Here is a 25643-nt window from a genome sequence, read left to right as displayed (position 1 = left end):
GCGGCGTAGGCTGGACGGCGCACTTCCTCTCACCCCCGGAGCACCTTTTTCGTGAGCGAACAGCCCCGCCGAGCCCGCACGTCGGGCAAGCCCTACCGCCGGCCCAAGAAGGACCCCGTCCGCATCCTCGCCTTCGAGGCCCTGAGGGCCGTGGACGAGCGGGACGCCTACGCCAACCTCGTTCTCCCGCCCCTGCTGCGCAAGGCGCGGGAGAAGGAAGGGCCCGAGACGTTCGACACCCGGGACGCGGCGCTCGCCACCGAGCTGGTGTACGGGACGCTGCGGCGGCAGGGGACGTACGACGCGGTCCTCACGGCCTGCGTGGACCGGCCGCTGCGGGAGGTCGACCCGCCGGTGCTGGACGTGCTGAGCCTGGGCGCGCATCAGCTGCTCGGGACGCGGATCCCGACGCACGCGGCCGTGTCCGCCACCGTGGAGCTCGCGCGGGTCGTGCTCGGCGACGGGCGGGCCAAGTTCGTCAACGCCGTTCTGCGCAAGGTCGCGCAGCACGATCTGGACGGCTGGCTGGACAAGGTCGCACCCCCTTACGACGAGGATCCCGAGGACCATCTCGCCGTCGTCCACTCGCACCCCAGGTGGGTCGTGTCCGCGCTGTGGGACTCCCTCGGCGGCGGGCGCGACGGCGTCGAGGAGCTGCTGCGCGCCGACAACGAGCGGCCCGAGGTGACGCTGGTGGCGCGGCCCGGACGGGCCACCACCGAGGAGCTGCTCCACGAGGACGCCGCCGTGCCGGGGCTCTGGTCGCCCTACGCCGTGCGGCTGGCCGAGGGCGGGGAACCGGGCGCCATCGCGGCCGTGCGGGACGGGCGAGCGGGAGTGCAGGACGAGGGCAGCCAGCTCGTGGCGATCGCCCTCGCGGGCGCGCCCCTGGACGGCCCCGACCGGCGCTGGCTGGACGGCTGCGCGGGGCCCGGCGGCAAGGCGGCGCTGCTCGGGGCGCTGGCCGCCGAGCGGGGCGCGCTGCTCGTCGCCTCCGAGAAGCAGACCCATCGCGCCGGGCTGGTGGCCAAGGCTCTGGACGGGAACCCCGGCCCGTATCAGGTGATCGCCGCCGACGGGACCCGTCCGGCGTGGCGGCCCGGCAGTTTCGACCGTGTGCTGGTCGACGTGCCGTGCACGGGCCTCGGTGCCCTGCGCCGCCGCCCGGAGGCACGCTGGCGGCGCCGCCCGGAGGACCTGGAGGGCTTCGCGCCGCTGCAGCGCGGGCTGCTGCGCACCGCCCTGGAGTCCGTGCGGGTCGGCGGAGTCGTGGGCTACGCGACCTGCTCGCCGCACCTCGCCGAGACCCGGGCCGTCGTCGCCGACGTGCTCAAGCAGCACCCGGACACCGACCTCATCGACGCCCGGCCGCTGCTGCCCGGCGTACCCGACCTCGGCGACGGGCCCGACGTACAGTTGTGGCCGCATGTGCACGGCACCGACGCGATGTACCTGGCGCTCATCCGCCGGACCGGCTGACCCCCGCCCCGGCGCTCTCCCGTGCCGCCGCACCGCCGTCCTCCCGGGCCAGCCGGTGCGGCCACCACACCTTCGGGCCGACGTCCAGGAACAGGGACGTCACGAGCACCGAGCGCACGATGAAGGTGTCGATGAGGACGCCGAGGGCGACCGCGAACCCGATCTCGGCGAAGGCGACCATCGGGAGGGTGCCGAGGGCGGCGAACGTGCCGGCCAGGACCAGGCCCGCCGAGGTGATGACCGCCCCGGTGGCGGCCAGGCCGGTGACCACGCCCGCTCTGGTGCCCTGGCGGGCCGCCTCCTCGCGGATGCGGGTGGTCAGGAAGATGTTGTAGTCGATGCCCAGGGCGACCAGGAACACGAACACGAACAGCGGGAAGTCGGTCGCCTCGCCCGCGTAGTCGAAGACGTACCGGAACGCGAGCGCGCTGATGCCGAGTGCCGCCGTGAACGACAGGATCACCGTGCCGATCAGCAGCAGCGGCGCGATCAGGGCGCGCAGCAGCACGCACAGGATCAGCAGGACGACCACCAGCACCAGCGGGATGATCAGCATGTTGTCGTGCGTGGTCGCCTTGTCCATGTCGAGCAGGGCCGCCGTACCGCCGCCCACCTGGGCGTCGGCGTCCGGCACCGCGTGCACGGCGTCCCGCACCCGCTCCACCGTCTGCTTGGCGGCCTCGCTGTCCGCCGGGGCGGTCATGGTGGCCTCGAAGAGGACCTTGCCCTCGAAGGCCGGTTTCGTGCCGGGCGGCAGACCGAGGGACTGGGGGACCACGCCCTCGGTCCCGGCGACCGCGCGGCCCACCTGCTGGGCCTGCGCCTGGTTGCTGACGACCACCAGCGGATCACCGCTGCCCGCCGGGAAGTAGCGTGCCGACACCTCCTGGCCGGTGATCGAGTCCGGCTTCCCGGTGAAGGCGTCCGCGTTGCCGATGCCCTCCGCGCGCAGCTGGATCAGGCCCAGGGAGCAGACCGCCAGGGCGAGTGCCGTGACGGCCCAGGTCATGCGCGGGCGGCGGGCGATACGGCGGCCCGCGCGTGCCCAGATGCCGCGCTCGGTCGGTTCGGGGGAGCCCAGGTGCGGGATCACCGGCCAGAAGATCCACCGGCCGAAGATCACCAGCAGCGCCGGGAACAGGCTCATCATCGCCAGCAGGGCGACGGCGACACCGATCGCGGCGACCGGGCCCAGGCCGCTGGTCGAGTTCATCTCGGCGGTCAGCAGCACCAGCATGCTCAGGACGACCGTCGCGCCCGAGGCGAGCACGGCCGGACCGGCGCGGTGCAGGGCAAGGGCCATCGCCTCGTGCCGGTCCTCGTGGCGGCGCAGCTCCTCCCGGTAGCGGGCGACCAGCAGCAGGGCGTAGTCCGTCCCGGCGCCGAAGACGAGCACCGTGAGGATGCCGGCGCTCTGGCCGTTGACCGTCAGGCCCGCGTGCTCGGCGAGCACGTAGATCAGCGCCTGGGAGGTGAACAGCGCGCAGACCACCGCGATCAGGGGGACCAGCAGCAGGGTCAGGCTGCGGTAGGTGATGAGCAGCATGACGATGACCACGGTCATCGCCGCGAACAGCAGCGTGGAGTCGATGCCCTCGAAGGCCTCCGAGAAGTCCGCCGAGGTGCCGCCCGGGCCGGTGATGTGCACGCTCAGCCCGTCCCCGCCGGTACCGACCTCGTCCCGGACGGACTCCACGGCGGGTGAGATCCGCTCCCAGCCCTCCTCGTCCATCATGATCGGCACGAAGACCTGCGCCGCCCGCGGATCGGTCTGCCGGTCGAACACCGGCCCCCGCGTCTGCTCACCGAGAATGCCGTGGTCCCGCAGCTGCTTCAGCTGCGCCACGTCCTCGGTGATCTCCGCACGGTCCTGCGCCGTCAGGCCGCTCTCCCGTGCGTAGACCACCACCGCCGGGATCTGCTCCGGCCGGAAGTCCTCGGAGATCTCCAGCACCTGCGTCGACTCCGCCGACCCCGGCAGCCACGACGCGGCGTCGTTGTCCTGCGCGTCGGTGAGCTTCATGGCGAACGGCGCGGCGATGAACAGCACGACCACCCACAGGCCCAGGACCAGCCACTTGGCCCGCCGCCCGCAGACGAGATGCGCGACCCCTTGCTTCATGCCGACCCCCTCCGCGGGAGCGCCCCCGAAGGGGCGCGGGGAACTGCGCGACCAGCCACAGACGGTCCGCACCCGACGAACCACCCTGGCCATCCGGGACCGATGCCCACAACCCCCGGAGGGCATGGCAGTCTTAGGACATGGCCGCGCAGATCAACCCCAGCATCCTTTCCGCAGATTTCGCCCGCCTCGCGGACGAGGCGAAGGCCGTGGAAGGAGCCGACTGGCTCCACGTCGACGTCATGGACAACCATTTCGTCCCGAACCTCACGCTCGGCGTGCCGGTCGTAGAGTCGCTCGCCCGTGCGACGGACACCCCGCTGGACTGTCATCTGATGATCGAGGCCCCCGATCGCTGGGCGCCTCAGTACGTGGAGGCGGGGGCGGGTTCCGTCACCTTCCACGTCGAGGCCGCCGCCGCCCCGGTCCGGCTCGCCCGCGAGATCCGGGCCAAGGGCGCGCGCGCCTCCATGGCGCTGAAGCCCGCGACCCCCATCGAGCCGTACGAGGACCTGCTCCCCGAGCTCGACATGCTGCTGATCATGACGGTCGAACCGGGCTTCGGGGGACAGGCCTTCCTCGACATCATGCTTCCGAAGATTCGCCGCACCCGCGAGTTGATCAGCAAGCACGGACTGGAGCTCTGGCTCCAGGTCGACGGGGGAGTTTCCGCTTCCACCATCGAGCGCTGCGCCGACGCCGGAGCCGATGTCTTCGTGGCCGGATCGGCGGTCTACGGGGCAAATGACCCGGCCGAGGCGGTACGTGCACTACGCAACCAGGCCGGTGCGGCCACGGCGAAGGCCTCCTGGGCCTGCGACCACTGAGCCACAGCGAAGTGAACGGCTCTCGTCAGGGCTGATCGACCGCGCCGGATCTGCAAGGATGAACGGCGAATCCAGAGTGTGAACAGCAGTGAGGAGAACGCCGTGTCGGGTATGTCGGCGGGCCGGTCAGCCATGCGGATGGGACCCGCTGAGCTGGTGCAGGCGGCGGCCATGGCCCGCCGCTTCTACCTCGAGGGGAAGTCCAAGATCCAGATCGCCGAGGAGTTCGGCGTCAGCCGCTTCAAGGTGGCCCGGGTCCTGGAGACCGCCCTCGAACGGGATCTCGTACGGATCGAGATCCGTGTGCCCGCCGAACTGGACGCCGATCGCTCGGACGCGCTCCGCGCCCGCTACGGCCTCAGGCACGCAGTCGTGGTGGAGTCCCCGGCCGAGGCCGAGGAGTCACCCGATCCCGAGAACCTGGGAGAGGTGGCCGCCGATCTGCTCGGCGAACTGGTCGACGAAGGTGATGTGCTGGGCCTGGCCTGGGGCCGCTCCACCATCCACATGGCGGCGGCGCTCGACCGGCTGCCGCCGTGCACGGTGGTGCAGCTGACGGGCGTGTACGACGCCGGGACCGCCGAGCGCGGCTCGGTGGAGGCGGTGCGCCGCGCCGCCCAGGTGTCCGGCGGCGACGCCCACCCCATCTACGCCCCGATGCTGTTGCCCGACGCGGCGACGGCCACGGCGCTGCGCAACCAGACGGGGATCGCCCGGGCCTTCGAGCACTTCGACAAGGTCACCGTCGCCTGTGTCTCCATCGGTTCCTGGGAGCGGGGCATCTCCACGGTGCACGACATGCTCAGTGACGAGGAGCGGGCGCACTACGCGTCCCTCGGCGTCGCCGCCGAGATGTCCGCGCACCTCTTCGACGCCGAGGGCCGCCGGGTCGGCCGGGACCTGGGCGAGCGGTGCATCACGGTGAAGGCCGACCAGCTCCGCCGGATCCCCGAGGTCGTCGCGATCGCGGGCGGGCAGCGCAAGGGGCCCGCGATCGACGCGGTGCTGCGCTCCGGGCTCGTCACCAGCCTGGTGACGGACACCTCGGCCGCGGACTACCTGCTGACGGCCGTTCCGCCGCCGCTTTCCGCGCTCAACAGGTCCGACCCGGACGGAGTCTGACACGTGGTCGGCGAGCCGCAGGGGCTGCCGGACGACCCGGCGGGCCGGATCGTGGTCGTCCTGGATCTCGGCGGGGTCACGGACGAGGCGGCCTTCATGGACCGCTGCGCCCGTGACCTGGCCCTGCCCGACTGGTTCGGCCGCAACTGGGACGCCCTCGCCGACGCCATGGCCGACCCCGCCCTCTGGCCCGCGGGAGCCGGCGAACGGGGCCTGCTGGTCGTCGTCCAGGGCTGGCGGAAGTACGCCGGGACGCGGCCCGAGGAGTGGCAGGTCGCCGAGGAGATCTTCGCCGAGGCGACGGACCGGGGCCCTGGACTGTTCGTGACCCTCGGCCTTGGAGAATCCTCCGAGAGCCCCCCTGACCAGCCTGGATGATCCGCTGGGGGTGATTCGGGCGTACGGCATGGGAGAATGAAGTACGTGCTCTTTCCCCCTGGCCGGCCGGTCCGGGGGTCACCTCTGATCGACTGGGATGTGCAGCACGTGCGTTTCCTCAATGACATCCAGCCCGGGTACGACCTGACGTACGACGACGTCTTCATGGTGCCGAGCCGCTCCTCGGTGGGCTCGCGGCAGGCCGTCGACCTCAGCTCCCCGGACGGCACCGGCACCACCATCCCGCTCGTCGTCGCCAACATGACCGCCATCGCCGGCCGCCGGATGGCCGAGACCGTGGCCCGCCGCGGCGGCCTCGTGGTGATACCGCAGGACATCCCGAACGACGTGGTCACCGACGTCGTCTCCTGGGTGAAGAGCCGGCATCTGGTGCTGGACACCCCGATCGTCCTGTCCCCGCACCAGACCGTCGCCGACGCGCTGGCCCTGCTGCCCAAGCGCGCGCACGACGCCGGCGTCGTCGTCGACGGGGACCACAAGCCGGTCGGCGTGGTCACCGACGCCGACCTGTCCGGCGTGGACCGCTTCACGCAGCTCGCCGAGGTCATGTCCCGGGACCTGCTGCTCATCGACGCGGACATGGACCCGGGCGAGGCCTTCACCACCCTCGACCACGCCAACCGCCGCTACGCCCCGGCCGTGAACAAGGACGGCACGCTCGCCGGCATCCTGACCCGCAAGGGCGCGTTGCGCGCCACCCTCTACACTCCGGCGACCGACGCTCAGGGGCGGCTGCGCATCGCGGCCGCCGTCGGCATCAACGGGGACGTCGCGGGCAAGGCGCAGGAACTGCTGGACGCGGGCGTCGACGCCCTCGTCATCGACACGGCGCACGGGCACCAGGAGTCGATGATCAGCGCCCTGAAGCTGGTGCGCGACCTCGACCCGCGGGTGCCGATCGTCGCGGGCAACGTGGTCGCCGCCGCGGGCGTGCGCGACCTGATCGAGGCCGGCGCGGACATCGTCAAGGTCGGTGTCGGCCCCGGCGCCATGTGCACCACGCGCATGATGACCGGCGTCGGCCGGCCGCAGTTCTCCGCCGTCCTGGAATGCGCCGCCGAGGCGAAGAAGTACGGCAAGCACGTCTGGGCCGACGGCGGTGTCCGCCACCCGCGTGACGTCGCCATGGCCCTCGCGGCCGGCGCGTCCAACGTGATGGTCGGCTCCTGGTTCGCGAGCACCTACGAGTCCCCGGGCGACCTGCAGCACGACGCCCAGGGCCGTGCCTACAAGGAGTCCTTCGGCATGGCCTCCGCCCGGGCCGTGCGCAACCGCACCTCGGAGGAGTCGGCGTACGACCGCGCCCGCAAGGCGCTGTTCGAGGAGGGCATCTCCACCTCCCGCATGTTCCTCGACCCGGCCCGCCCGGGCGTCGAGGACCTGATCGACTCGATCATCGCGGGCGTCCGCTCCTCCTGCACCTACGCCGGAGCGGGATCCCTGGAGGAGTTCGCCGACAAGGCCATCGTCGGCATCCAGAGCGCCGCCGGCTACGCGGAGGGCAAGCCCCTGCACGCCAGCTGGAGCTGACGGCCCCGACGCCCCTGCCACGGCCCTCGTCGACCCGCTCCGCGGGACGTTCGGGGGCCGTCTCCGCACGTGCCTGATCAGCGCCTCCGACGCTTGCGGTGCAACACTCGTCAGCCGCCCCGCAACGAACACTCATCCAGCCCACGGGAACGCAATGATCTTGCACGAATGCGCAAGGTTGCTGCATTTCGACAGCAACGTCGTTGCTCATAGGCTGTCGCCTCGTACGTGGCGTGGCGGGGACTCCGCTCGGTGGGTCCCTGCTCGAGGGCGCCCGTGGTCCCCGCCGCCCTGACCGGCAGCGAAAAGGAGCCAAGCGCGTGCTCGACCAAGGCGCACCCCCGCAGAATCCAGGCCAGACAGCCGCTCCGGCGCACCCAGGCATCGGTGCGCGCCTCATGCGCCGCAAGCCGGTGGAACGCCTGGTCGCGGAAGGGGGCCAGGGGGAGGGAGGGTCGCTGCGCCGCACCCTCGGCCTCTGGCAGCTCACCATGATCAGCATCGGTGCCACCCTCGGCACCGGCATCTTCGTCGTGCTCGGTGAGGCCGTCCCCAAGGCGGGCCCGGCCGTGACGCTCTCCTTCGTCATCGCCGGTCTCACGGCCCTCTTCTCGGCCCTGTCCTACGCCGAACTGGCCGGCTCCATCCCGGTCTCCGGCTCCTCGTACTCGTATGCATACGCAACGATGGGCGAGCTGATCGCCTGGATATGCGGCTGGTGCCTGGTTCTGGAGTACGGCGTGTCGGTCGCCGCCGTCGCGGTCGGCTGGGGCGAGTACCTCAACGAAATGCTCGATGGGACCGTCGGCGTCACCATCCCGGCCGCCCTGTCCGCCCCGCCCGGCGACGGAGGCGTGTTCAACCTGCCGGCACTGATCGTCGTGCTCCTGGCCATGGCGTTCCTGCTGGGCGGCGCCCGCGAGTCCGCCCGAGCGAACACCGTCATGGTCATCGTGAAGATCGCCGCGCTGGTGATGTTCTGCGCCATCGGCGTCCAGGGCTTCCGCTCCGGCAACTACGAGAACTTCATGCCGCTCGGCATGGCCGGGGTCAGCGCCGCGGGCGCCACCCTGTTCTTCTCCTACATCGGCTTCGACGCCGCCTCCACCGCCGGTGAGGAGGCCAAGAACGCCCAGCGCGACCTGCCCCGAGCGATCATGCTGTCGCTGGTCATCGTCACCGCGCTGTACGTCCTCGTCGCGGCCGTCGCGGTCGGGGCCAAGCCCTGGAAGGGATTCACCGACTCCGAGGCCGCGCTCGCCCAGATCATGCGCGAGGTCACCGGGCAGACCTTCTGGGGCACCCTGCTCGCGTTCTGCGCCGTCATCGCCATCGCGAGCGTGGTGCTGACCGTGCTGTACGGCCAGACCCGCATCCTGTTCGCCATGTCCCGCGACGGGCTCGTGCCGAAGGTGTTCGCCAAGGTCCACCCGAAGACGGGCGCCCCTCGCGCCAACACCCTGATCGTGTCGCTGTTCTGCGGTGTCCTGGCCGCCGCGGTTCCGCTCGGGCAGCTGGCCGACGCCACCAGCATCGGCACCCTGTTCGCCTTCGCGCTCGTCAACGTGGCCGTCGTGGTGCTGCGCCGGACCAAGCCGGACCTGCCCCGCACCTTCCGGGTGCCGCTCTCGCCGGTCCTGCCCGCGCTGGGCTTCGCCTTCTGCGTCTGGATGATGGGCAGCCTGTCGACCGTGACCTGGGTGGTCTTCGGTGTCTGGATGGCCGCCGGGCTCGTGTTCTACTTCGTGTACGGCTTCCGCCGTTCCCGACTCGCGCCATCCGAGAAGTGACCGACCCACTGTGCTGAACGATCTCGACGAACGCATCGTGCACGCCCTCGCCGAGGACGCCCGCCGCTCCTACGCCGACATCGGCGGGCTCGTCGGCCTGTCCGCGCCCGCTGTGAAACGGCGTGTGGACCGGCTGCGGGCCACCGGAGCCATCACCGGCTTCACCGTACGGGTGGACCCGGGTGCCCTCGGCTGGGAGACCGAGGGGTTCGTCGAGATCTACTGTCGCGGGAACACCTCCCCGGAGACCATCCAGCGGGGCCTGGAGCGCTACCAGGAGGTCGTGGCCGCGTCCACCGTCACCGGGGACGCGGACGCGATCGTCCAGGTCTTCGCCTCCGACATGCGCCACTTCGAACGGGTCCTGGAGCGGATCGCCGGGGAGCCGTTCGTCGAGCGGACCAAGTCCGTGCTCGTGCTCTCGCCGCTGCTGCGGCGCTTCTCGTCGGGTTCCCCCACGTAACCTTGTGGCCCGTTCCCCGCGACACCTCTAGCCTGAGTGTCATGACCTGGCGACATTGATCCACCAGCCGTGCCTCCCGAGGACCGCCTCGGACGCCGTACCTCCGGCATCCGATCCGTCCTTCCGGGAAGGCCTCATGACACTCTCACCCGCACGCGTGCCCGCCACCGGCGTCCGCCGTCTGACGACCACGCTGTACGGCTACGCGTTCCTCGATGACTTCGTCCTGCTCTACCCGGTGTACGCGCTGCTGTTCGCCGACACCGGCATGTCGCTCTGGCAGATCTCCTCACTGTTCGCCCTGTGGTCGATCACTTCCGTGGTGCTGGAGGTGCCCTCCGGTGCCTGGGCCGACGCCGTCTCGCGCCGGAGGCTGCTCTGGATCGGCCCGCTGCTCACCGCCGCGGGCTTCGCGCTGTGGGTGGCCGTCCCGTCGTACGGGGCCTTCGCGGCCGGTTTCGTCCTGTGGGGCGCCGGCGGCGCCCTCGGCTCCGGCGCGCTGGAAGCGCTGGTCTACGACGAACTGGACCGGCTCGGCGCCGTAGGCCGGTACGCGCGGGTCATGGGCCGGGCCCGGGCCGCGCGGCTGCTGGGCACCGTGGCTTCCATCGGCCTGGCGGGGCCCGTCTTCGCCCAGGGCGGCTACGCGGCCGTCGGGGCCGCGAGCTTCCTGGCCTGTGTGCTGACCGCCGTCACTGCGACCCGGTTCCCCGAGCACCGGGTGCCGGCGGACAACGCGGGCGACCCCTGGGCGACGACCCTGCGGACCGGACTCGCCGAGGTCCGCGGGAACCGTTCGGTGCGCGGTGCCCTGCTGCTGGTCCCGGCCGTGGGCGCGGTGTGGGGCGCGCTCGACGAGTACACCCCACTGCTGGTCCGCGACCTCGGCGTCGCCGAGGCGACGGTGCCCTACCTGATCATGCTGATCTGGGCCGGCGTCACCCTCGGCAGCCTCCTGGCCGGACCGGCCGAACGCCTCGGACCGAGCGGGCTCGCGGTGCTGCTCGCGGGGGCCGCCCTCGCCCTGGCCGTGGGAGCCGCGTCCCGCTCCCTGGCCGGTATCGCCCTCGTGAGCCTCGCCTTCGCCGGGTTCCAGCTGGCCGAGGTGCTCGCCGACGTCCGTCTCCAGCACCGCATCGACGAGTCCCGCCGGGCCACGCTGACCTCCGTGGCGAGCCTGGGCACCGAGCTGGCCACGGTCGCCACGTTCGGCGTGTACGCGGTGCTCGGCACGGACCTGTCGCACGGCACGGTCTTCGCGGTGCTGGCGGTTCCCTATCTGGTGACGGCCCTGGCGCTGGCTAGAGCTCGGGCTGCCACGGGACGACCGTGAAGTCACCCGTCCCCTTCTCGACCTTCTCGAAGGGGGCGGAGCTGACGCACCTGGGCAGCTCCTTCGTCTCGGCGGGGCTGCCCGTGGCGGCCCAGCTGTAGCCGAGCCGGTCGTGACGGCCGGAGTCGTGGACGGTGACGCCGACCCGCTTGCCCTTGGCGCCCGGCAGGTCGGACTCGGTGATGACGCCGGAGACGACGGCGACCTTGCCGCCGGTCAGCAAGCAGTCGACCTTGGCCTTCGCCCGGGCGCCCTTGCCGTTCAGATAGTGGCTGAACTCGAAGGTGCCGGTGGCCTTCGCCGGGTCGGCCTTGTCCTTCGCGGCCAGATGCGCGTCGAACGAGAACGTGATGTCGTCCCCGGCCGAGCGGTACAGCATGGCGGTGCCGGTGAGCGCTGCGGCCTCCCGCTTCCGGGGGGCGTCCGACGCGGTCGCGGCCGAGGCCACCCCGGCCGTGAGCAGCAGAGCGGAGGCGAGCACGACGATCTTCGTACGGCGCTTCATTTTGTTCCTTTCCGCAGGTCGTGTGGACAGCCCTTACTCTTCCGGCTCCGCGGGTGAAGAACATCGCGCTCGGGGCGGGACCCCACCTCCGCCGCACGGCGGGCAAGACCGTACGCGGCTGCGCTCCGGGGAGGAGCCGGCGTCCGACCCGAGGTGCGCAACGAATCGCCGCCCAGCCCCGGACGCACGCAACGAACCGTTCACCGGCGCGCAACGGCTCCTTCTTGTCCGCCCTGGTCAGCCGCCCGTACCGTCTACGTGGCCCCTCCAACCACCCTTTCGCCCGGTGAGGAACACCCATGCGCACCGCCCTGCTCCAGAGCTCCGGCCGGCCCGGCTCCACCGTCGAGAACCTCAAGGTGCTCGACGAGGCCGCGGGCCGGGCCGCCGCCGCGGGCGCGGGGCTGCTCGTGACGCCGGAGATGTTCCTGACCGGGTACGCGATCGGCGACGGCATCGGCCGCCTCGCCGAGCCCGCGGACGGCGAGTGCGCGGACGCGATCGCCGAGATCGCGACGGGACACGGCCTGGCGATCGCCTACGCGTACCCCGAGCGCGACGGCGACGCCGTGTTCAACTCCGCCCAGCTGATCTCCGCCGACGGCACCCGGCTCGCGAACTACCGCAAGACCCACCTCTTCGGCTGCTTCGAGCGCGACCACTTCACGCCCGGGAACCAGCCGGTCGTCCAGGCCGAGATCGACGGCCTCCGGGTCGGCATCCTGATCTGCTACGACGTGGAGTTCCCGGAGAACGTCCGCGCGCACGCCCTCGCCGGCACCGACCTGCTCGTCGTCCCCACCGCGCAGATGCACCCGTTCCAGTTCGTCGCCGAGTCGATGATCCCGGTGCGGGCCTTCGAGAACCAGATGTACGTCGCGTACGTCAACCGGGCCGGCCGGGAGGGCGAGTTCGAGTTCGTGGGGCTGTCCACGCTCGCCGGGCCCGACGGGATCGCCCGGACCCGGGCCGGACGCGGTGAGGACCTCGTCCTCGCCGACGTCGATCCCGCCTTCCTCGCCGCCTCGCGCGAGGCCAACCCGTATCTGCTCGACCGGCGGCCCGGCCTCTACGGGCCGCTCGTCTGACCATCCCCGCTGAACCGCCCGCTCGTACCCGTGCAAGGAGTCCGCACCCCATGACGTCCACCGTGCCCAACGCCGTCGAGCACGCAGACGCGCAAGCGCCGCCGATCACCATGTTCGGCCCGGACTTCCCGTACGCGTACGACGACTTCCTCGCCCACCCCGCGGGCCTCGGGCAGATACCCGCCACGGAGCACGGCACGGAGGTCGCGGTCATCGGCGGCGGCCTGTCCGGCATCGTCGCCGCGTACGAGCTGATGAAGATGGGCCTCAAGCCGGTCGTGTACGAGGCCGACCGGATCGGCGGCCGGCTGCGCACGGTGGGCTTCGACGGCTGCGACGAGTCCCTCACCGCCGAGATGGGCGCGATGCGCTTCCCGCCGTCCTCCACGGCCCTCCAGCACTACATCGACCTCGTCGGCCTTCAGACCCGGCCCTTCCCCAACCCCCTCGCCGAGGCGACCCCGTCGACCGTCGTCGACCTCAAGGGCGAGTCGCACTACGCCGAGACGATCGCCGACCTGCCCCAGGTCTACCGGGACGTCGCCGAGGCCTGGGGCCGGTGCCTGGAGGAGGGCGCCGACTTCTCCGACATGAACCGCGCCCTGCGCGAGCGGGACGTCCCGCGCATCCGCGAGATCTGGTCCAAGCTCGTCGAGAAGCTCGACAACCAGACCTTCTACGGCTTCCTCTGCGACTCCGAGGCGTTCAAGTCCTTCCGGCACCGCGAGATCTTCGGCCAGGTCGGCTTCGGCACGGGTGGCTGGGACACCGACTTCCCCAACTCCATCCTGGAGATCCTGCGCGTCGTCTACACCGAGGCCGACGACCACCACCGCGGCATCGTCGGCGGCTCCCAGCAACTGCCGCTGCGCCTGTGGGAGCGCGAGCCGCAGAAGATCGTCCACTGGGCCCAGGGCACCTCGCTCGCGAGCCTGCACGAGGGCGGCGAGCCCCGCCCGGCCGTGACCCGGCTGCACCGCACCGCCGGCAACCGCATCACGGTGACCGACGCACACGGCGACATCCGCACCTTCCAGGCGGCCGTCTTCACCGCCCAGTCCTGGATGCTGCTGTCGAAGATCGCCTGCGACGACTCGCTCTTCCCGATCGACCACTGGACGGCGATCGAGCGCACGCACTACATGGAGAGTTCCAAGCTCTTCGTCCCCGTGGACCGGCCGTTCTGGCTCGACAAGGACGAGGAGACGGGACGTGACGTCATGTCGATGACGCTCACCGACCGTATGACGCGCGGCACTTACCTGCTCGACGACGGCCCGGACAAGCCCGCCGTCATCTGCCTCTCCTACACCTGGTGCGACGACAGCCTGAAGTGGCTGCCGCTGTCCGCGAACGAGCGGATGGAGGTCATGCTGAAGTCGCTCGGCGAGATCTATCCCAAGGTCGACATTCGCAAGCACATCATCGGCAACCCGGTGACGGTCTCCTGGGAGAACGAGCCCTACTTCATGGGCGCGTTCAAGGCCAACCTCCCCGGCCACTACCGCTACCAGCGGCGCCTGTTCACGCACTTCATGCAGGACCGGCTGCCCGAGGACAAGCGTGGCATCTTCCTCGCCGGCGACGACATCTCCTGGACGGCCGGCTGGGCCGAGGGCGCCATCCAGACCGCCCTCAACGCGGTCTGGGGCGTCATGCACCACCTCGGCGGCACGACCGACCCGACCAACCCGGGCCCCGGCGACGTCTACGACGAGATCGCTCCCGTCGAACTGCCCGAGGACTGAGCCGGCCACGGACCAGCACCGCAGCGGCGGCCCGGCCACGGACTAGCCCCGCAGCGGCGGCCCGGTCAGGGGTGTGAGCAGCATGCGCCCGGCGAAACCCACCGCCGTGTCCAGGCGCTCCGTGAACTCGTCGGCGACGTCGGGGAGTTCACGCAGGACCCACAGGGCCCGGGCCGCCGTCCAGGCGGCGTCCCGGGCGCGGTCCAGGCTCCAGGAGCCGAGCAGGTGGGCCAGCGGGTCGGCGATCCGGAACAGGTCGGGGCCCGGCATCAGATCGTCGCGGATGCGCTCCTCCAGCGAGACGAGGAGATCGCCCACCATGTCGAACTCGTCCTCCAGGTCGACGGGTGCGCAGCCGAGCGTACGGCAGGTGTCCACGACGGCCAGCGCGAGATCGTGCCCGATGTGCGCGTTGATGCCCGCCAGCGCGAACTGCAACGGACGTACCCCGGGATGGCGGCGCAACTGGAACAGCGGCCGCCAACAGGCGGGCGGGCGCCGCTCGCCCGCCACCGCCTCGACCGCCGTGAGATACCGCTGTGCGAACCGTACGTCCAGCGTGATCGCCGCGTGGGCGTCCGTGAACCGCCCGGTGTCGACGTACCGGTCCACCGCCTCCGTCACGGCGAGGTAGACGCGGTTGAAGACAGCCACCCCGTCCCGCGGGTGCAGGGCCGCGTCGAGCGCGCGCATACGGGAGATGACGGAGTCGACCGGAGTGTCCACGGCTGGGGGGACTTGTTCGCATCGCGGCATGCGGGCAGAGTCGCAGCTCTAGGCTGGCGGGAGCACCGGCGGGCCCGGCGCTTCCCCGAAACGGGGGAACAGTGCCCGCCGCAGGGGGAGGGGGAACAGCAGCGTGTCAGGCTCGCGTGCCCAGCGCCTGGCCGCCCGCAGGGCTGGGCGCAGGCGTGCCGCCCGGCGCGGCGCGATGGTCGTGGCGGCCTCGGTCGTCGTCGTGGCCGGCGCGGTCGCAGGGGTCGTCGCGGCGTTCGATGACGGCGGACGGGCCTCCGACGAGGCCGGGCCCCCCGAGGTGTCGGCCTCGCCCCGGCTCGCGCCGCTGCCGGCGGTGCCGTCGTCGTCCGCACCGGCCACCACCGCGTCCGCCTCACCCCCACCCTCGCCGTCCCCGTCCGCGCGCCGGACGAAGACCCCGAGACCCTCGAAGCCCGCGAAGCAGCAGGAGCGCACCACCACCGTGGCCGGACGGCTCTACCGCCACCCCGGCTCCCAGGTCCTCGCGTGGGTCCGCTCCCACTCCGGGGACCCCCGGCACGGGGTCATCGCGTCCCGTATCGCCGAGCAGCCCGCGGCCGTCTGGTTCGCCGACTACTCCCCGCAGACCATCACCGCCCGGGTCGCCGCGGTGACCTCGGGCGGTGCCGCGCTGGGCCGGGTGCCCGTCGTCGTGCCGTACGCGATCCCCGGCCGGGACTGCGGCGGCCACTCCCAGGGCGGGGCGCCCGGCCTGGACGCCTACGACGCCTGGATCGACCGGTTCGCGGCCGGGCTGGGCTCGGGCGAGGTCATCGTCGTCCTGGAGCCCGACTCGGTCGCCCAGGCCGAGTGCCTCTCCGCCGGCCAACGCGCGGACCGCTTCGCCTCGCTGGCCCGGGCCGGCCGCGTCCTGAAGGCCGCCGACCCCCGGGCCCGGGTCTACTTCGACGCGGGACACTCGGGCTGGAACGCGCCCGGCAAGCAGGCGGCCTGGCTCAGGCAGGCCGGTGCCGCCTCGCCGGAGTCCTCCGACGGCATCTTCAGCAACGTCTCCAACTTCCACACCACCGCAGCAGAGGTCGCCCACGACCGGCGGGTCCTCGACGCGCTCGGCGGCCCGGCGAGCCTCGGCGCGGTCATCGACACCAGCCGCAACGGCAACGGCGCCCCGGCCGACGGCGAGTGGTGCGACCCGGCGGGCCGCAAGCTCGGCCGGACCCCGACCCTGAGCACCGGCGAGGCCCGGATCGACGCCTACCTGTGGGTGAAGCTGCCGGGGGAGTCGGACGGCTGCAAGGGCAGGCCGGGGACGTTCACGGCCTCGTACGCCTACGACCTGGCTTCGCCGTAGCGGCTAGGACTTGGCGTCGTCGTAGGAGGAGGTGCCCTCGTCCAGCAGCGGCGCCTGCGACTTCAAGTGGGCCGGGGCGAAGGCCCGCAGGGCGTGGTAGCCGGTGATGACGACCACCGTGCCGAGTGCGATGCCGCTCAGCGAGAACGTGTCCGTGAACTTCATGGATACGTTGCCGACGCCGATGATGATGCCCGCCGCCGCCGGCACCAGGTTCAGCGGATTGCGCAGATCCACCCCGGCGTTGAGCCAGATCTGGGCGCCGAGCAGCCCGATCATGCCGTACAGGATGACGGTGATGCCGCCGAGCACCCCGCCCGGGATCGCCGCCACGACCGCGCCGAACTTCGGGCATACGCCGAACAGCAGGGCGAAACCCGCGGCGGCCCAGTACGCGGCCGTCGAGTACACGCGGGTCGCGGCCATCACGCCGATGTTCTCGGAGTACGTGGTGTTCGGCGGGCCACCCACAGCGGTGGACAGCATCGAGCCGACGCCGTCGGCCGCGATCGCCGTGCCGAGTTTGTCGTCCAGGGAGTCGCCGGTCATCTCGCCGACCGCCTTCACGTGCCCGGCGTTCTCCGCGACCAGCGCGATGACGACCGGCAGGGCGACCAGGATCGCCGACCACTCGAAGGACGGGGCGTGCAGGGTGGGCAGCCCGATCCAGTCGGCCTGGCCCACGCCGGAGAGGTCCAGCCGCCAGTGGTCGGTGACCTTGCCGCTCGCGTCCACCGAGTGGATCCTGCCGAAGACCAGGTCGGACACCCAGGAGATGCCGTACCCGAAGACCAGCCCCAGGAAGATCGCGATCCGGGACCAGAAGCCGCGCAGGCAGACGACCGCCAGACCGGTGAACAGCATCACCGACAGGGCGGTCCACTGGTCCTGCGGCCAGTACGTCGAGGCCGTCACCGGCGCCAGGTTGAAGCCGATCAGCATCACCACCGCGCCCGTCACGATCGGCGGCATGGTGGCGTGGATGATCCGCGCCCCGAAGCGCCGCACGGCCAGCCCCACCAGGAACAGCGCGCCCCCGACGACGAACACCGCTCCGGTGACGGTCGCGCTGCTGCCGCCCTGGGCCCGGATGACCGCCGCCACGCCGACGAAGGAGAGTGAGCAGCCCAGGTAGCTGGGCACCCTGCCGCGGGTCGCGAGCAGGAACACGACGGTCGCGACGCCCGACATCATGATCGCGAGGTTCGGGTCCAGGCCCATCAGGACCGGGGCCACGAAGGACGCCCCGAACATCGCCACCACGTGCTGTGCGCCCAGTCCGGCCGTGCGGGGCCAGGAGAGCCGCTCGTCGGGGCGGACCACCGCGTCGGGCGCCGGGGTGCGTCCGTCGCCGTGCAGTTTCCAGCGGACGCCGAGATCCATGGTGCGGTTTCGCTTTCGTCGTGCGTGCGAGGGTCCGGACCATTGTCGGGGCGAGCCCACCGTGCTGATGACCGGGGCGGGTGTCGGCCCTGGACCAGGCCGCCGCGACCGCGCACCGCCGCCGTCGAGGTGCGTTCAGGGCCGCGGGTCGGGGACCGCCGCGGCCGGCCGGCCGGTCTTCGTCCGCTCGCCGGGGCGGAGCACGCCCGCGAACGCCACCAGGCCGCACGACAGCGCCGTCACCAGGCAGAACGACACCATCAGGCTGGTCGCCTGAGCCAGCATGCCGATCGCGCTCGGCGCGACCAGCCCCGAGGTGTAGGTGATGGTCGCGACGCCCGCGATGGCCAGGCTCGGGTTGGATCCGCTGCGGCCGGCCGCGGCGAAGCACAGCGGCACGACGACGGCGATGCCCAGGCCCATCAGCGCGAACCCGCTCATGGCCACCGCCGGATGGTCCGCCACGACGATCAGCAGCCCGCCCAGGACGGCGAACACGCCGCTCGTCCGCACGGTCCGCACGGCACCGAAGCGGTCCACGACCTTGTCGCCGGCCAGCCGTGCGACGGCCATGGTGAGCGTGAAGCCCGTCGTGCACGCCGCGGCGAGCCCGGCCGAGGTCTCCAGCTGCTCGCGCAGGTAGACCGCCGACCAGTCCAGGCTCGCGCCCTCCGCGAACACCGCGCAGAACCCGATCGCGCCGATGAGCAGCGCCGAGCGGGGCGGCAGCGCGAACCGCGGCGGCGCCTCCTCGTCCTCGGCGGGCTGCAGGTCGAGCACCCACTGGCAGGACAGCACTCCGACGACGGTGAGGACCGCGGCGGCCAGGACGTGGTGCAGCCGGGCGTCCGATCCGAGGTGCGCGGCGAGTGTGCCGGCCGCCGAGCCGACCAGGGCGCCCGCGCTCCACATGCCGTGCAGCCCGGACATGATCGACCGGCCGAGACGGTTCTCGACCTCGACCCCCAGCGCGTTCATCGCCACGTCCGCCATGCCCGCCGTCGCGCCGTACGTGAACAGGGCCAGACAGAGCGTCAGGAGGTTCGGGGCGAGGGACGGCAGGACCAGCGACAGCGTCCACAGGGCGATCAGCCCGCGCAGCGCGTTGCGGGCGCCGAAGCGGTGGCTGATGCTGCCGGCGAGGGGCATCGCCACGGAGGCGCCGAGCGCTGGGAAGGCGAGAGCGATTCCCAACTGGCCCGCGCTCACGCCCGCGTGGTCCTGGATCCACGGCACGCGGGTCGCGAACGAGCCGGTCACGGCGCCGTGCACGGCGAAGACGGCGGCCACGGCGTACCGGGACCGCTTCACCTCGCGCTGTTCGTCGACCACGTTGCCCATTCTGCGGTTCCCCTCCAGGTCTGCGCCGTGCTCGTGTCCGGTGCGGGCGTAAACTATCAGGAACCCTGCCTGATAATAAGAGGGTGTCCCTGCGGGCCACGGTCGACGGCTCCGCCCGTCTGGAAGGATCCCGGCATGCCCGCATCCCCGAGCACCGCCCGGGCCATCAACGACCGGCTCGCCCTGCGTCTGCTCCAGCAGGAAGGCCCGTTGACGGCAGGGCGGTTGAAGCAGCTGACCGGTCTGTCCCGGCCGACCGTCGCCGACCTCGTCGAACGCCTCACCGCCGCCGGTCTGATCGCGGTGGTCGGCGAGGCGGGGGAGCAGCGGCGCGGTCCCAACGCGAAGGTCTACGGCATCGTCGCCGACCGGGCGCACCTGGCCGCTCTCGACGTCCGCACCGAAGGCGTCGCCGTGGCCGTCGCGGACCTCGTGGGGCGGGTGCTGGCCGAGGCTTCGGTGCCGATCGGTGGGGACATCGGAACGGGCCCCGCCGTGGAGCAGGCGGTCACGCTGGTCGAGCGCGTGGCGAAGGAGGCCGGTGCCGACCGACTGCACACCGTGGGAATCGGGGCGCCCGGTCTGGTCGACCCGTCCAGCGGCGAACTCCGCGACTCCACCGGGCTGCCGCAGTGGCACCGACGGCTCGTCTCCACCCTCCAGGAGCGGCTGCCCGAGGCCCGTGTCAGCGTCGAGAACGAGACCAACCTCGCGGCGCTGGCCGAGCAGCGGGACGGGGTGGCCCGGGACCGGGACACGTTCGTCCTGCTGTGGCTGGGCCAGGGAACGGGGGCGGCCGTGGTCCTCGACGGCGCCCTCCGGCGCGGCGCCTCCGGCGGCACGGGAGAGATCGGCTTCCTCCCGGTCCCGGGCACGACCGCACTGCCGACCTCGACGGACTGCGAGGGCGGCTTCCATTCGCTGGCCTCCTCGGCGGCGGTCGTGGAACTCGCCGCCGAGTGCGGGGTGCCGGTGGAGCCGGGGCAGGAGGTGTCGCAGGCGGGGGTCGTGCGGGCGGCGGTCGGTGTGGTGCGGGGGGCGGTGGCCCAGGTGGGGGAGGAGGGAGCCGCGGCCGGTAAGGCGCTCGGATCCCCCGAGGAGCACCCGCCCGCCGCCCCTGTTCCCGCCGCCCGTTTCCTCGACGCCCTCGCCGATCGCCTGGCCGTCGGAGTCGCATCGGTGGTCGCGATCCTGGACCCCGGGTGCGTGGTGCTCGGGGGTGAGGTCGGTGAGGCCGGCGGCGAGGAACTCGCCGCACGCGTGCAGCACCGCATCGCCCGGATGACACCGCTGCCGACGGAGGTACGCACGACCGCCCTGGGCGGCGGCGCGGTCCTGCGCGGCGCGCTGCTGACGGCTCGGGACCGCGCCCAGGAGGAACTGTTCACGCCGGGGGAGCGGTTGCCGCAGCCGCCCCCGGGCTGGTAGGACGCGACGCCCCGGCTGTCACGCCCGCTGCCCGGGCCCATGGTCGCTGCTTCCCGCTCAGCCCGGCTGCCTGTGCCCCCTGGCCGCCGGCCCCCCGATCCGCCCCCGTGCCTACAGCCGGCCCTTCCCGCCCTCCCTGCCCCGCCCGCTGGCCGCCCGTGCCTGGCCGCTCCTGAACCGCCTCGCCACGTACTCCTCGAACGACCCGGTGCCCACGGCCTGCTCCGGTGTCAGATGCCCCCCGCTCCGGAAGCCCCGGTACGCCGCCCCCCACAGCGGCACGTTCACCACCGCCCGCCGTCGCCCGGACGCCTTCAAGTACGCGCGGGCCAGCGACTCGAACGTCCGCACCTCGGGCCCGCCCATGTCCTCGACCCGCCCCGCAGGCGCACCCGCCGCCAGCTCGGCCAGCCGGTCCGCGACCTCGGCGACCTCGACCGGCTGGTCCCGAAGGCCGGCCGGCAGGAACAGCACCGGCAGCTTCGACAGCCCCTGGAGCATCATGACCAGCAGGTCGTGGAACTGGGTCGCCCGCAGCACGGTCCAGCCGAGCCCCGACTCCTCGACGAGCCTCTCCACCGCGAGCTTGCTCTTGTAATAGCGGAACGGCACCCGGTCGACGCCGACGATGGAGACGTACACGAAGTGGGGTACACGCGCCCCGCGTGCCGCCCTGATCAGGTTCGCCGCCGCCTCCTCATCGCCCTTCTGCGACGACGCGCAGTGCACGATCGTGTCCACACCGGCGACCGCCGCGTCCAGCCCGGCACCGCCCTTCCGCAGGTCGACCGCGTACGGCTCACTGTGCCGGCTGAGTACCCGCACCTCGTGCCCGTCTGCGCGCAGCCGCTCGACGACGAGCCGGCCGAGCGTTCCGGTACCGCCGGTCACCAGGATCGTGGTCATGCTGTTCAGTCCCTTCGGACGCCCGGCGCTCCCGGACGGAGCGCCCCACGCCAGCTAGGACCGAACACCCCCCGCGGAATGTGACAGACGCGCCCGGCGGTCCTACGCCCGGGTGAGCTGCCGCCGTGCGAACGCCAGCTTCTCCGGGTTGACCACGGCCCGCACTCCCGTGACCAGCCCGTCGCGCACCTCGATCGCCGCCAGCCCCACCAGGGTGTCGCCGGCCCAGCTGGCCAGCCCGGTCGCTCCGTTGACCTCCACCGGCGTGAAGTCCAGGCCCGCCGCGAACTTCGGGCCCCCGCCCGCCAGGAAGTGGGCGATCCTCTGCCCGCCCTCGATCGGCCACCGGGCGGCGGTGACCTTGCCGCCGCCGTCGCTCCACCAGGTCGCCTCCGTCGCGAGCAGCTTCTCCAGCCCGGCCAGATCACCCTCGCGGGCTGCGGTGATGAACGACGTGACCAGCTCCTCCTGCTGCTCGGACGCGGGCTCGAACCGGGCCTGCGGCTCACCCACCCGCTGCGCGGCCCGCCGGTACAGCTGGCGGCAGTTCGCCTCGCTCAGATCCAGCACCCCCGCGATCTCCCGGTGCCCGTACCCGAACGCCTCCCGCAGCACGTACACCGCTCGCTCGGTCGGTGTCAGCCGCTCCAGCAGCACCAGCATCGCCATCGACACGGCGTCCCGCTGCTCGGCCGACTCCAGGGGCCCGAGCGTGCCGTCCCCGGTGACCACCGGCTCGGGCAGCCAGGTCCCGACGTACTGCTCGCGGCGGGCCCGCGCGGAGGTGAGCCGGTTCAGGCAGAGGTTCGTGACGACCTTGGCGAGCCAGGCCGCCGGCTGCTCGATCCCGGCCCGGTCGGCTCCGCTGAAGCGCAGATAGGCGTCCTGGACCGCGTCCTCGGCCTCGTCGGCGGAGCCCAGCAGCCGGTAAGCGAGCGAGAACATCCGGCGCCGGTGGATCTGGAACTCGTCGGCGGTCGTCGTGGTCATACGACTCACCCTGCCAGAACGCCGTGCGCACAGCGTGGCAAGGCCCGACGGCGGGCAAGGGCCGTCGTCACCGCCGCCGGGCCGGTCAGTGAGGAGGAGCCGACCTGGCGATGAGCCTAGAAAGGACTAGACCACACCGTCAATGGGTGTGTACCAATGCGGCACCTCAAGAGAGCAGCCCGGCGGGGGAGTTGGGGCGCGGTCGCGCTCGGGAAGGGGTGCGACACGGTCTGTGAGGCAGCCCACACATCTCGCCCCACTGAACCGCGATCAGGCATGGCACACTGGCCCTGTATCAGTAGCAGCGCACTCCGGGGTCGGTGAAAGTCCGAACCGGCGGTTACAGTCCGCGACCCGGTCGCCTCCAGCGGCCGGTTGACCAGGTGAAATTCCTGGACCGACGGTTAAAGTCCGGATGGGAGGCAGTGCGCGGCGAGCGGGCATTCGTGCGCGCCGCCGGGAAGTCCGTCCCCCGTGGCGGACTCCGTCCGGCGTCGTCCTCGGTGTCCCTGCTCGTACTTCTGTCGTCATCGACAGCCCCGGAGTCCGTGCCCGAAGAGGCAGGAGGACCCGGGAAGTGTTCACCGGAATCGTCGAAGAGCTGGGCGAGGTCACCGCCGTCGAGACCCTCGACGACGCCTGTCGCTTCCGCCTGCGGGGGCCGGTCGTCACCGAAGGCGCCAAGCACGGCGATTCGATCGCCGTGAACGGCGTCTGCCTCACGGTCGTCGACCACGAGGGCGACGAATTCACCGCCGACGTCATGGCCGAGACCCTGAACCGCTCCAGCCTCGGCGTCCTCGAAGCCGGCTCCCGGGTCAACCTCGAACGCCCCATGGCCGTAGGTGACCGCCTCGGCGGGCACATCGTGCAGGGGCATGTGGACGGCACCGGCGAGATCCTGGAGCGCAAGCCCTCGGAGCACTGGGAGATCGTGAAGATCTCCCTCCCCGCGGACCTCACCCGGTACGTGGTCGAGAAGGGCTCCATCACCGTCGACGGCATCAGCCTCACGGTCGTCGACGCCGGCCCCGACCACTTCACCGTCAGCCTCATCCCCACCACCCTCGACCTGACCACGCTCGGCCACAAGCAGCCCGGCGACCCGGTCAACCTCGAGGTGGACGTCATCGCCAAGTACGTCGAGCGGATGATGGGTGACCGCGCGCAGGGAGCGAGCCGGTGAACTCGCTGAACTCCGAGGCCTTCACCCTCTTCGGCCAGCACATCCTCTGGTCCGACATGGTCGGCAACCTCTTCGGCCTGGCCGCCCTCGCCCTCGGCTGGCGGCGCTCCATCTGGACCTGGCCCGTGCAGTTCCTGGCCGGACTGATCCTCTTCGGCGCCTTCTTCGGGCATCTGACCGGCAGCGCGGGCAAGCAGGCGGTCGTCGTGCTCGTCGCCGTCTACGGCTGGTGGCAGTGGCAGCGCGGCAAGGGGCAGGGGGACGACGGCCACATCGCCGTACGGTTCGCCACCTGGCGTGAGCGCGCGGTGATGGCCGCGGTGGCCGCCGCCGGCACGGTCGCGGTGGCGCTGCTCTTCACGGCGTACCCCAAGCTGTCCTGGGACCCCTGGCCGGACGCCTACATCTTCGTCGGTACCATCGTCGCCATGTACGCCCAGGCCCGCGGCATGGTCGAGTTCTGGTTCGCCTGGCTGCTCGTCGACGTCGTCGGCGTTCCCCTCAACTTCGCCAACGGCTACGCCTTCTCCGGCTTCGTCTACGTCATCTACGGCGCGCTCGTCCTGTGGGGCCTGCGCGACTGGTGGCTGCGCTCGCGTCAGGCCGCGCGGCCCACCCTGGAAGGAGCGCCGGCATGAACGCCGCAACCGCCCTGTACAGCACCGGCGACGTCGAGAACTTCGCACTCGACCCCGTCGAGCAGGCCATCGCCGACATCGCGGCCGGCCGCCCCGTCGTGGTCGTCGACGACGAGGACCGGGAGAACGAGGGCGACCTCGTCATCGCCGCCGAGAAGGCGACCCCCGAGATCGTCGCCTTCATGATGAGCGAGTGCCGCGGCCTGATCTGCGCCCCCATGGAGGGCGACGAACTGGACCGGCTGAGGCTCCCGCAGATGGTCGAGGACAACACCGAGTCGATGAAGACCGCGTTCACGGTCTCCGTCGACGCCTCGGCCGCGCACGGCGTGAGCACCGGCATCTCCGCCTCCGACCGGGCCACCACCCTCCGGCTGCTCGCCGACGGCGTGTCCGGACCCGGCGACTTCGTCCGCCCCGGCCACATCTTCCCGCTGCGTGCCCGGCCCGGCGGGGTCCTCGCCCGCAACGGCCACACCGAGGCCGCTGTCGACCTCGCCCGTCTCGCGGGCCTGCGCCCGGCCGGTGCGATCGTCGAGATCGCCGGCGAGGACGGCACCATGCTGCGCCTGCCCGAGCTGATCCCCTTCGCCCGCAAGCACGGCCTGACGATCATCTCCATCGAGGACCTGATCGCCTACCGCCGCAGCAGCGAACCCACCGTCCGCCGCGAGGCCAGGACCCAACTGCCCACCGCCCACGGCACCTTCACCGCCCACGGCTACCGCTCCACCGTCGACGGCGTCGAGCACGTCGCCCTGGTGCACGGCGAGATCGGCGACGGCCAGGACGTCCTCGTCCGCGTCCACTCCGAATGCCTCACCGGCGACGTCTTCGGATCGGCCCGCTGCGACTGCGGCCCCCAGCTCGACGCCTCCCTCGCCCGCATCCAGGAAGAGGGCCGGGGCGTCGTGGTCTACCTGCGCGGACACGAGGGCCGCGGCATCGGCCTGATGTCCAAGCTGCGCGCCTACGAACTCCAGGAGCGCGGCCGCGACACCCTGGACGCCAACCTCGAACTCGGCCTGCCCGCCGACGCCCGCGACTACGCGGCGGGGGCGCAGATCCTCGCCGACCTCGGCGTGCGCGGCGTCCGGCTGCTGACCAACAATCCCGACAAGACCGACGCGCTGGTCCGTCACGGCATCGTGGTCAAGGCCCGTGTGCCGATGCCCGTGAACGCCGGCGAGCACAACCTCCGCTACCTGCGCACCAAGCGGGACCGGATGGGCCACGACCTGCCCTGGCTGGACACGACCACCGTGCCGGCCTGCGGCAACCAGTAACAGAGCAC

22 protein-coding genes and 1 riboswitch are annotated in these 25643 nt (G+C 72.0%); of the genes, 15 read left to right on the top strand and 7 right to left on the bottom strand.

Features of this window, described 5'->3' with window-relative positions; translation table 11 throughout:
* The first annotated feature begins 51 nt into the window (after window positions 1-51).
* Window positions 52-1479, top strand: a complete 1428-nt coding sequence (locus ACFY9S_RS29565; RefSeq protein ID WP_391134084.1) for a transcription antitermination factor NusB — start codon at window positions 52-54, stop codon at window positions 1477-1479.
* Here the strand turns inward: ACFY9S_RS29565 and ACFY9S_RS29560 are convergent.
* The gene (locus ACFY9S_RS29560; protein ID WP_391134081.1) at window positions 1460-3601 is read right to left on the bottom strand and encodes an MMPL family transporter; all 2142 of its coding nucleotides are present in this window, start codon (window positions 3599-3601) and stop codon (window positions 1460-1462) included. The genes ACFY9S_RS29565 and ACFY9S_RS29560 overlap by 20 nt on opposite strands.
* A 140-nt stretch (window positions 3602-3741) precedes the next feature.
* Here ACFY9S_RS29560 and rpe point away from each other — a divergent pair, with 140 nt between their 5' ends.
* The 7 genes from rpe (at window position 3742) to ACFY9S_RS29525 (ending at window position 11065) form a co-directional block, all read left to right on the top strand.
* Complete coding sequence (gene rpe, locus ACFY9S_RS29555; protein WP_391134079.1) at window positions 3742-4428, top strand: ribulose-phosphate 3-epimerase; 687 nt, start codon at window positions 3742-3744, stop codon at window positions 4426-4428.
* A 78-nt stretch (window positions 4429-4506) separates the two neighbouring features.
* A complete protein-coding gene (locus tag ACFY9S_RS29550) occupies window positions 4507-5550 on the top strand; it encodes a sugar-binding domain-containing protein (protein WP_391134076.1) in 1044 nt (347 codons plus the stop codon).
* 24 nt (window positions 5551-5574) lie between these two features.
* Window positions 5575-5928 carry a barstar family protein gene (locus ACFY9S_RS29545; protein ID WP_391134377.1) on the top strand — a complete coding sequence of 118 codons (354 nt, stop codon included), beginning with the start codon at window positions 5575-5577 and terminating at the stop codon, window positions 5926-5928.
* A 108-nt stretch (window positions 5929-6036) separates the two neighbouring features.
* Complete coding sequence (locus ACFY9S_RS29540) at window positions 6037-7479, top strand: GuaB1 family IMP dehydrogenase-related protein (RefSeq protein WP_391134073.1); 1443 nt, start codon at window positions 6037-6039, stop codon at window positions 7477-7479.
* 320 nt (window positions 7480-7799) lie between these two features.
* Window positions 7800-9269 carry an amino acid transporter gene (locus ACFY9S_RS29535; RefSeq protein WP_391134070.1) on the top strand — a complete coding sequence of 490 codons (1470 nt, stop codon included), beginning with the start codon at window positions 7800-7802 and terminating at the stop codon, window positions 9267-9269.
* Between the two features lie 10 nt (window positions 9270-9279).
* The gene (locus ACFY9S_RS29530; protein WP_062925738.1) at window positions 9280-9732 is read left to right on the top strand and encodes an Lrp/AsnC family transcriptional regulator; all 453 of its coding nucleotides are present in this window, start codon (window positions 9280-9282) and stop codon (window positions 9730-9732) included.
* Between the two features lie 136 nt (window positions 9733-9868).
* Window positions 9869-11065 carry an MFS transporter gene (locus tag ACFY9S_RS29525; protein WP_391134067.1) on the top strand — a complete coding sequence of 399 codons (1197 nt, stop codon included), beginning with the start codon at window positions 9869-9871 and terminating at the stop codon, window positions 11063-11065.
* Here the strand turns inward: ACFY9S_RS29525 and ACFY9S_RS29520 are convergent.
* Window positions 11034-11570, bottom strand: coding sequence for a Repetin (locus ACFY9S_RS29520; RefSeq protein WP_391134064.1), 537 nt, complete (start codon window positions 11568-11570; stop codon window positions 11034-11036). The genes ACFY9S_RS29525 and ACFY9S_RS29520 overlap by 32 nt on opposite strands.
* 299 nt (window positions 11571-11869) lie before the next feature.
* Between ACFY9S_RS29520 and ACFY9S_RS29515 the strand changes: the two genes are divergently transcribed.
* Complete coding sequence (locus ACFY9S_RS29515) at window positions 11870-12658, top strand: nitrilase-related carbon-nitrogen hydrolase (protein ID WP_391134061.1); 789 nt, start codon at window positions 11870-11872, stop codon at window positions 12656-12658.
* Window positions 12659-12708: 50 nt separating this feature from the next.
* Window positions 12709-14406 (top strand): FAD-dependent oxidoreductase, encoded by a 1698-nt coding sequence (locus ACFY9S_RS29510; protein WP_391134059.1) that lies wholly within the window; start codon window positions 12709-12711, stop codon window positions 14404-14406.
* A gap of 42 nt (window positions 14407-14448) precedes the next feature.
* Here ACFY9S_RS29510 and ACFY9S_RS29505 read toward each other — a convergent pair whose 3' ends face one another.
* Entirely contained in the window at window positions 14449-15162 is a 714-nt protein-coding gene (locus tag ACFY9S_RS29505; protein ID WP_391134056.1) for a DUF5995 family protein, read from the bottom strand.
* Between the two features lie 175 nt (window positions 15163-15337).
* On the opposite strand from ACFY9S_RS29505, the gene ACFY9S_RS29500 reads away from it, so the two are divergent.
* A complete protein-coding gene (locus tag ACFY9S_RS29500) occupies window positions 15338-16477 on the top strand; it encodes a glycoside hydrolase family 6 protein (protein ID WP_391134375.1) in 1140 nt (379 codons plus the stop codon).
* Window positions 16478-16480: 3 nt separating this feature from the next.
* On the opposite strand, the gene ACFY9S_RS29495 is transcribed toward ACFY9S_RS29500, so the two are convergent.
* Both ACFY9S_RS29495 and ACFY9S_RS29490 read right to left on the bottom strand, forming a co-directional pair.
* Window positions 16481-17860 (bottom strand): solute carrier family 23 protein, encoded by a 1380-nt coding sequence (locus ACFY9S_RS29495; protein WP_391134053.1) that lies wholly within the window; start codon window positions 17858-17860, stop codon window positions 16481-16483.
* Between the two features lie 135 nt (window positions 17861-17995).
* Window positions 17996-19201 carry an MFS transporter gene (locus ACFY9S_RS29490; RefSeq protein ID WP_391134050.1) on the bottom strand — a complete coding sequence of 402 codons (1206 nt, stop codon included), beginning with the start codon at window positions 19199-19201 and terminating at the stop codon, window positions 17996-17998.
* 135 nt (window positions 19202-19336) lie between these two features.
* Here ACFY9S_RS29490 and ACFY9S_RS29485 point away from each other — a divergent pair, with 135 nt between their 5' ends.
* Window positions 19337-20629, top strand: a complete 1293-nt coding sequence (locus ACFY9S_RS29485; RefSeq protein WP_391134047.1) for an ROK family protein — start codon at window positions 19337-19339, stop codon at window positions 20627-20629.
* Window positions 20630-20740: 111 nt separating this feature from the next.
* Here the strand turns inward: ACFY9S_RS29485 and ACFY9S_RS29480 are convergent, their stop codons facing one another.
* Entirely contained in the window at window positions 20741-21535 is a 795-nt protein-coding gene (locus ACFY9S_RS29480) for an NAD(P)H-binding protein (RefSeq protein ID WP_391134044.1), read from the bottom strand.
* 102 nt (window positions 21536-21637) lie between these two features.
* Window positions 21638-22525: an RNA polymerase sigma-70 factor gene (locus tag ACFY9S_RS29475; RefSeq protein ID WP_391134042.1), complete on the bottom strand. Its 888-nt coding sequence runs from the start codon at window positions 22523-22525 to the stop codon at window positions 21638-21640.
* 302 nt (window positions 22526-22827) lie between these two features.
* A riboswitch (FMN riboswitch) is annotated at window positions 22828-22958 on the top strand.
* Window positions 22959-23102: 144 nt separating this feature from the next.
* Here ACFY9S_RS29475 and ACFY9S_RS29470 point away from each other — a divergent pair.
* The 3 genes from ACFY9S_RS29470 to ACFY9S_RS29460 are packed head-to-tail and all read left to right on the top strand — an operon-like array spanning window position 23103 to window position 25635.
* Window positions 23103-23711, top strand: coding sequence for a riboflavin synthase (locus tag ACFY9S_RS29470; protein WP_391134039.1), 609 nt, complete (start codon window positions 23103-23105; stop codon window positions 23709-23711).
* Window positions 23708-24349, top strand: coding sequence for a nicotinamide mononucleotide transporter (locus ACFY9S_RS29465; RefSeq protein ID WP_391134036.1), 642 nt, complete (start codon window positions 23708-23710; stop codon window positions 24347-24349). The genes ACFY9S_RS29470 and ACFY9S_RS29465 overlap by 4 nt, the downstream gene beginning before the upstream one ends.
* Complete coding sequence (locus ACFY9S_RS29460) at window positions 24346-25635, top strand: bifunctional 3,4-dihydroxy-2-butanone-4-phosphate synthase/GTP cyclohydrolase II (protein WP_391134033.1); 1290 nt, start codon at window positions 24346-24348, stop codon at window positions 25633-25635. Before ACFY9S_RS29465 ends, ACFY9S_RS29460 begins: the two co-directional genes overlap by 4 nt.
* Window positions 25636-25643: the final 8 nt, after the last annotated feature.

The sequence above is a fragment of the Streptomyces sp. NPDC012474 genome (genome assembly GCF_042955185.1).
Lineage (GTDB): Bacteria > Actinomycetota > Actinomycetes > Streptomycetales > Streptomycetaceae > Streptomyces > Streptomyces cahuitamycinicus.
This window is presented reverse-complemented; position numbering and strand designations above follow the sequence as displayed.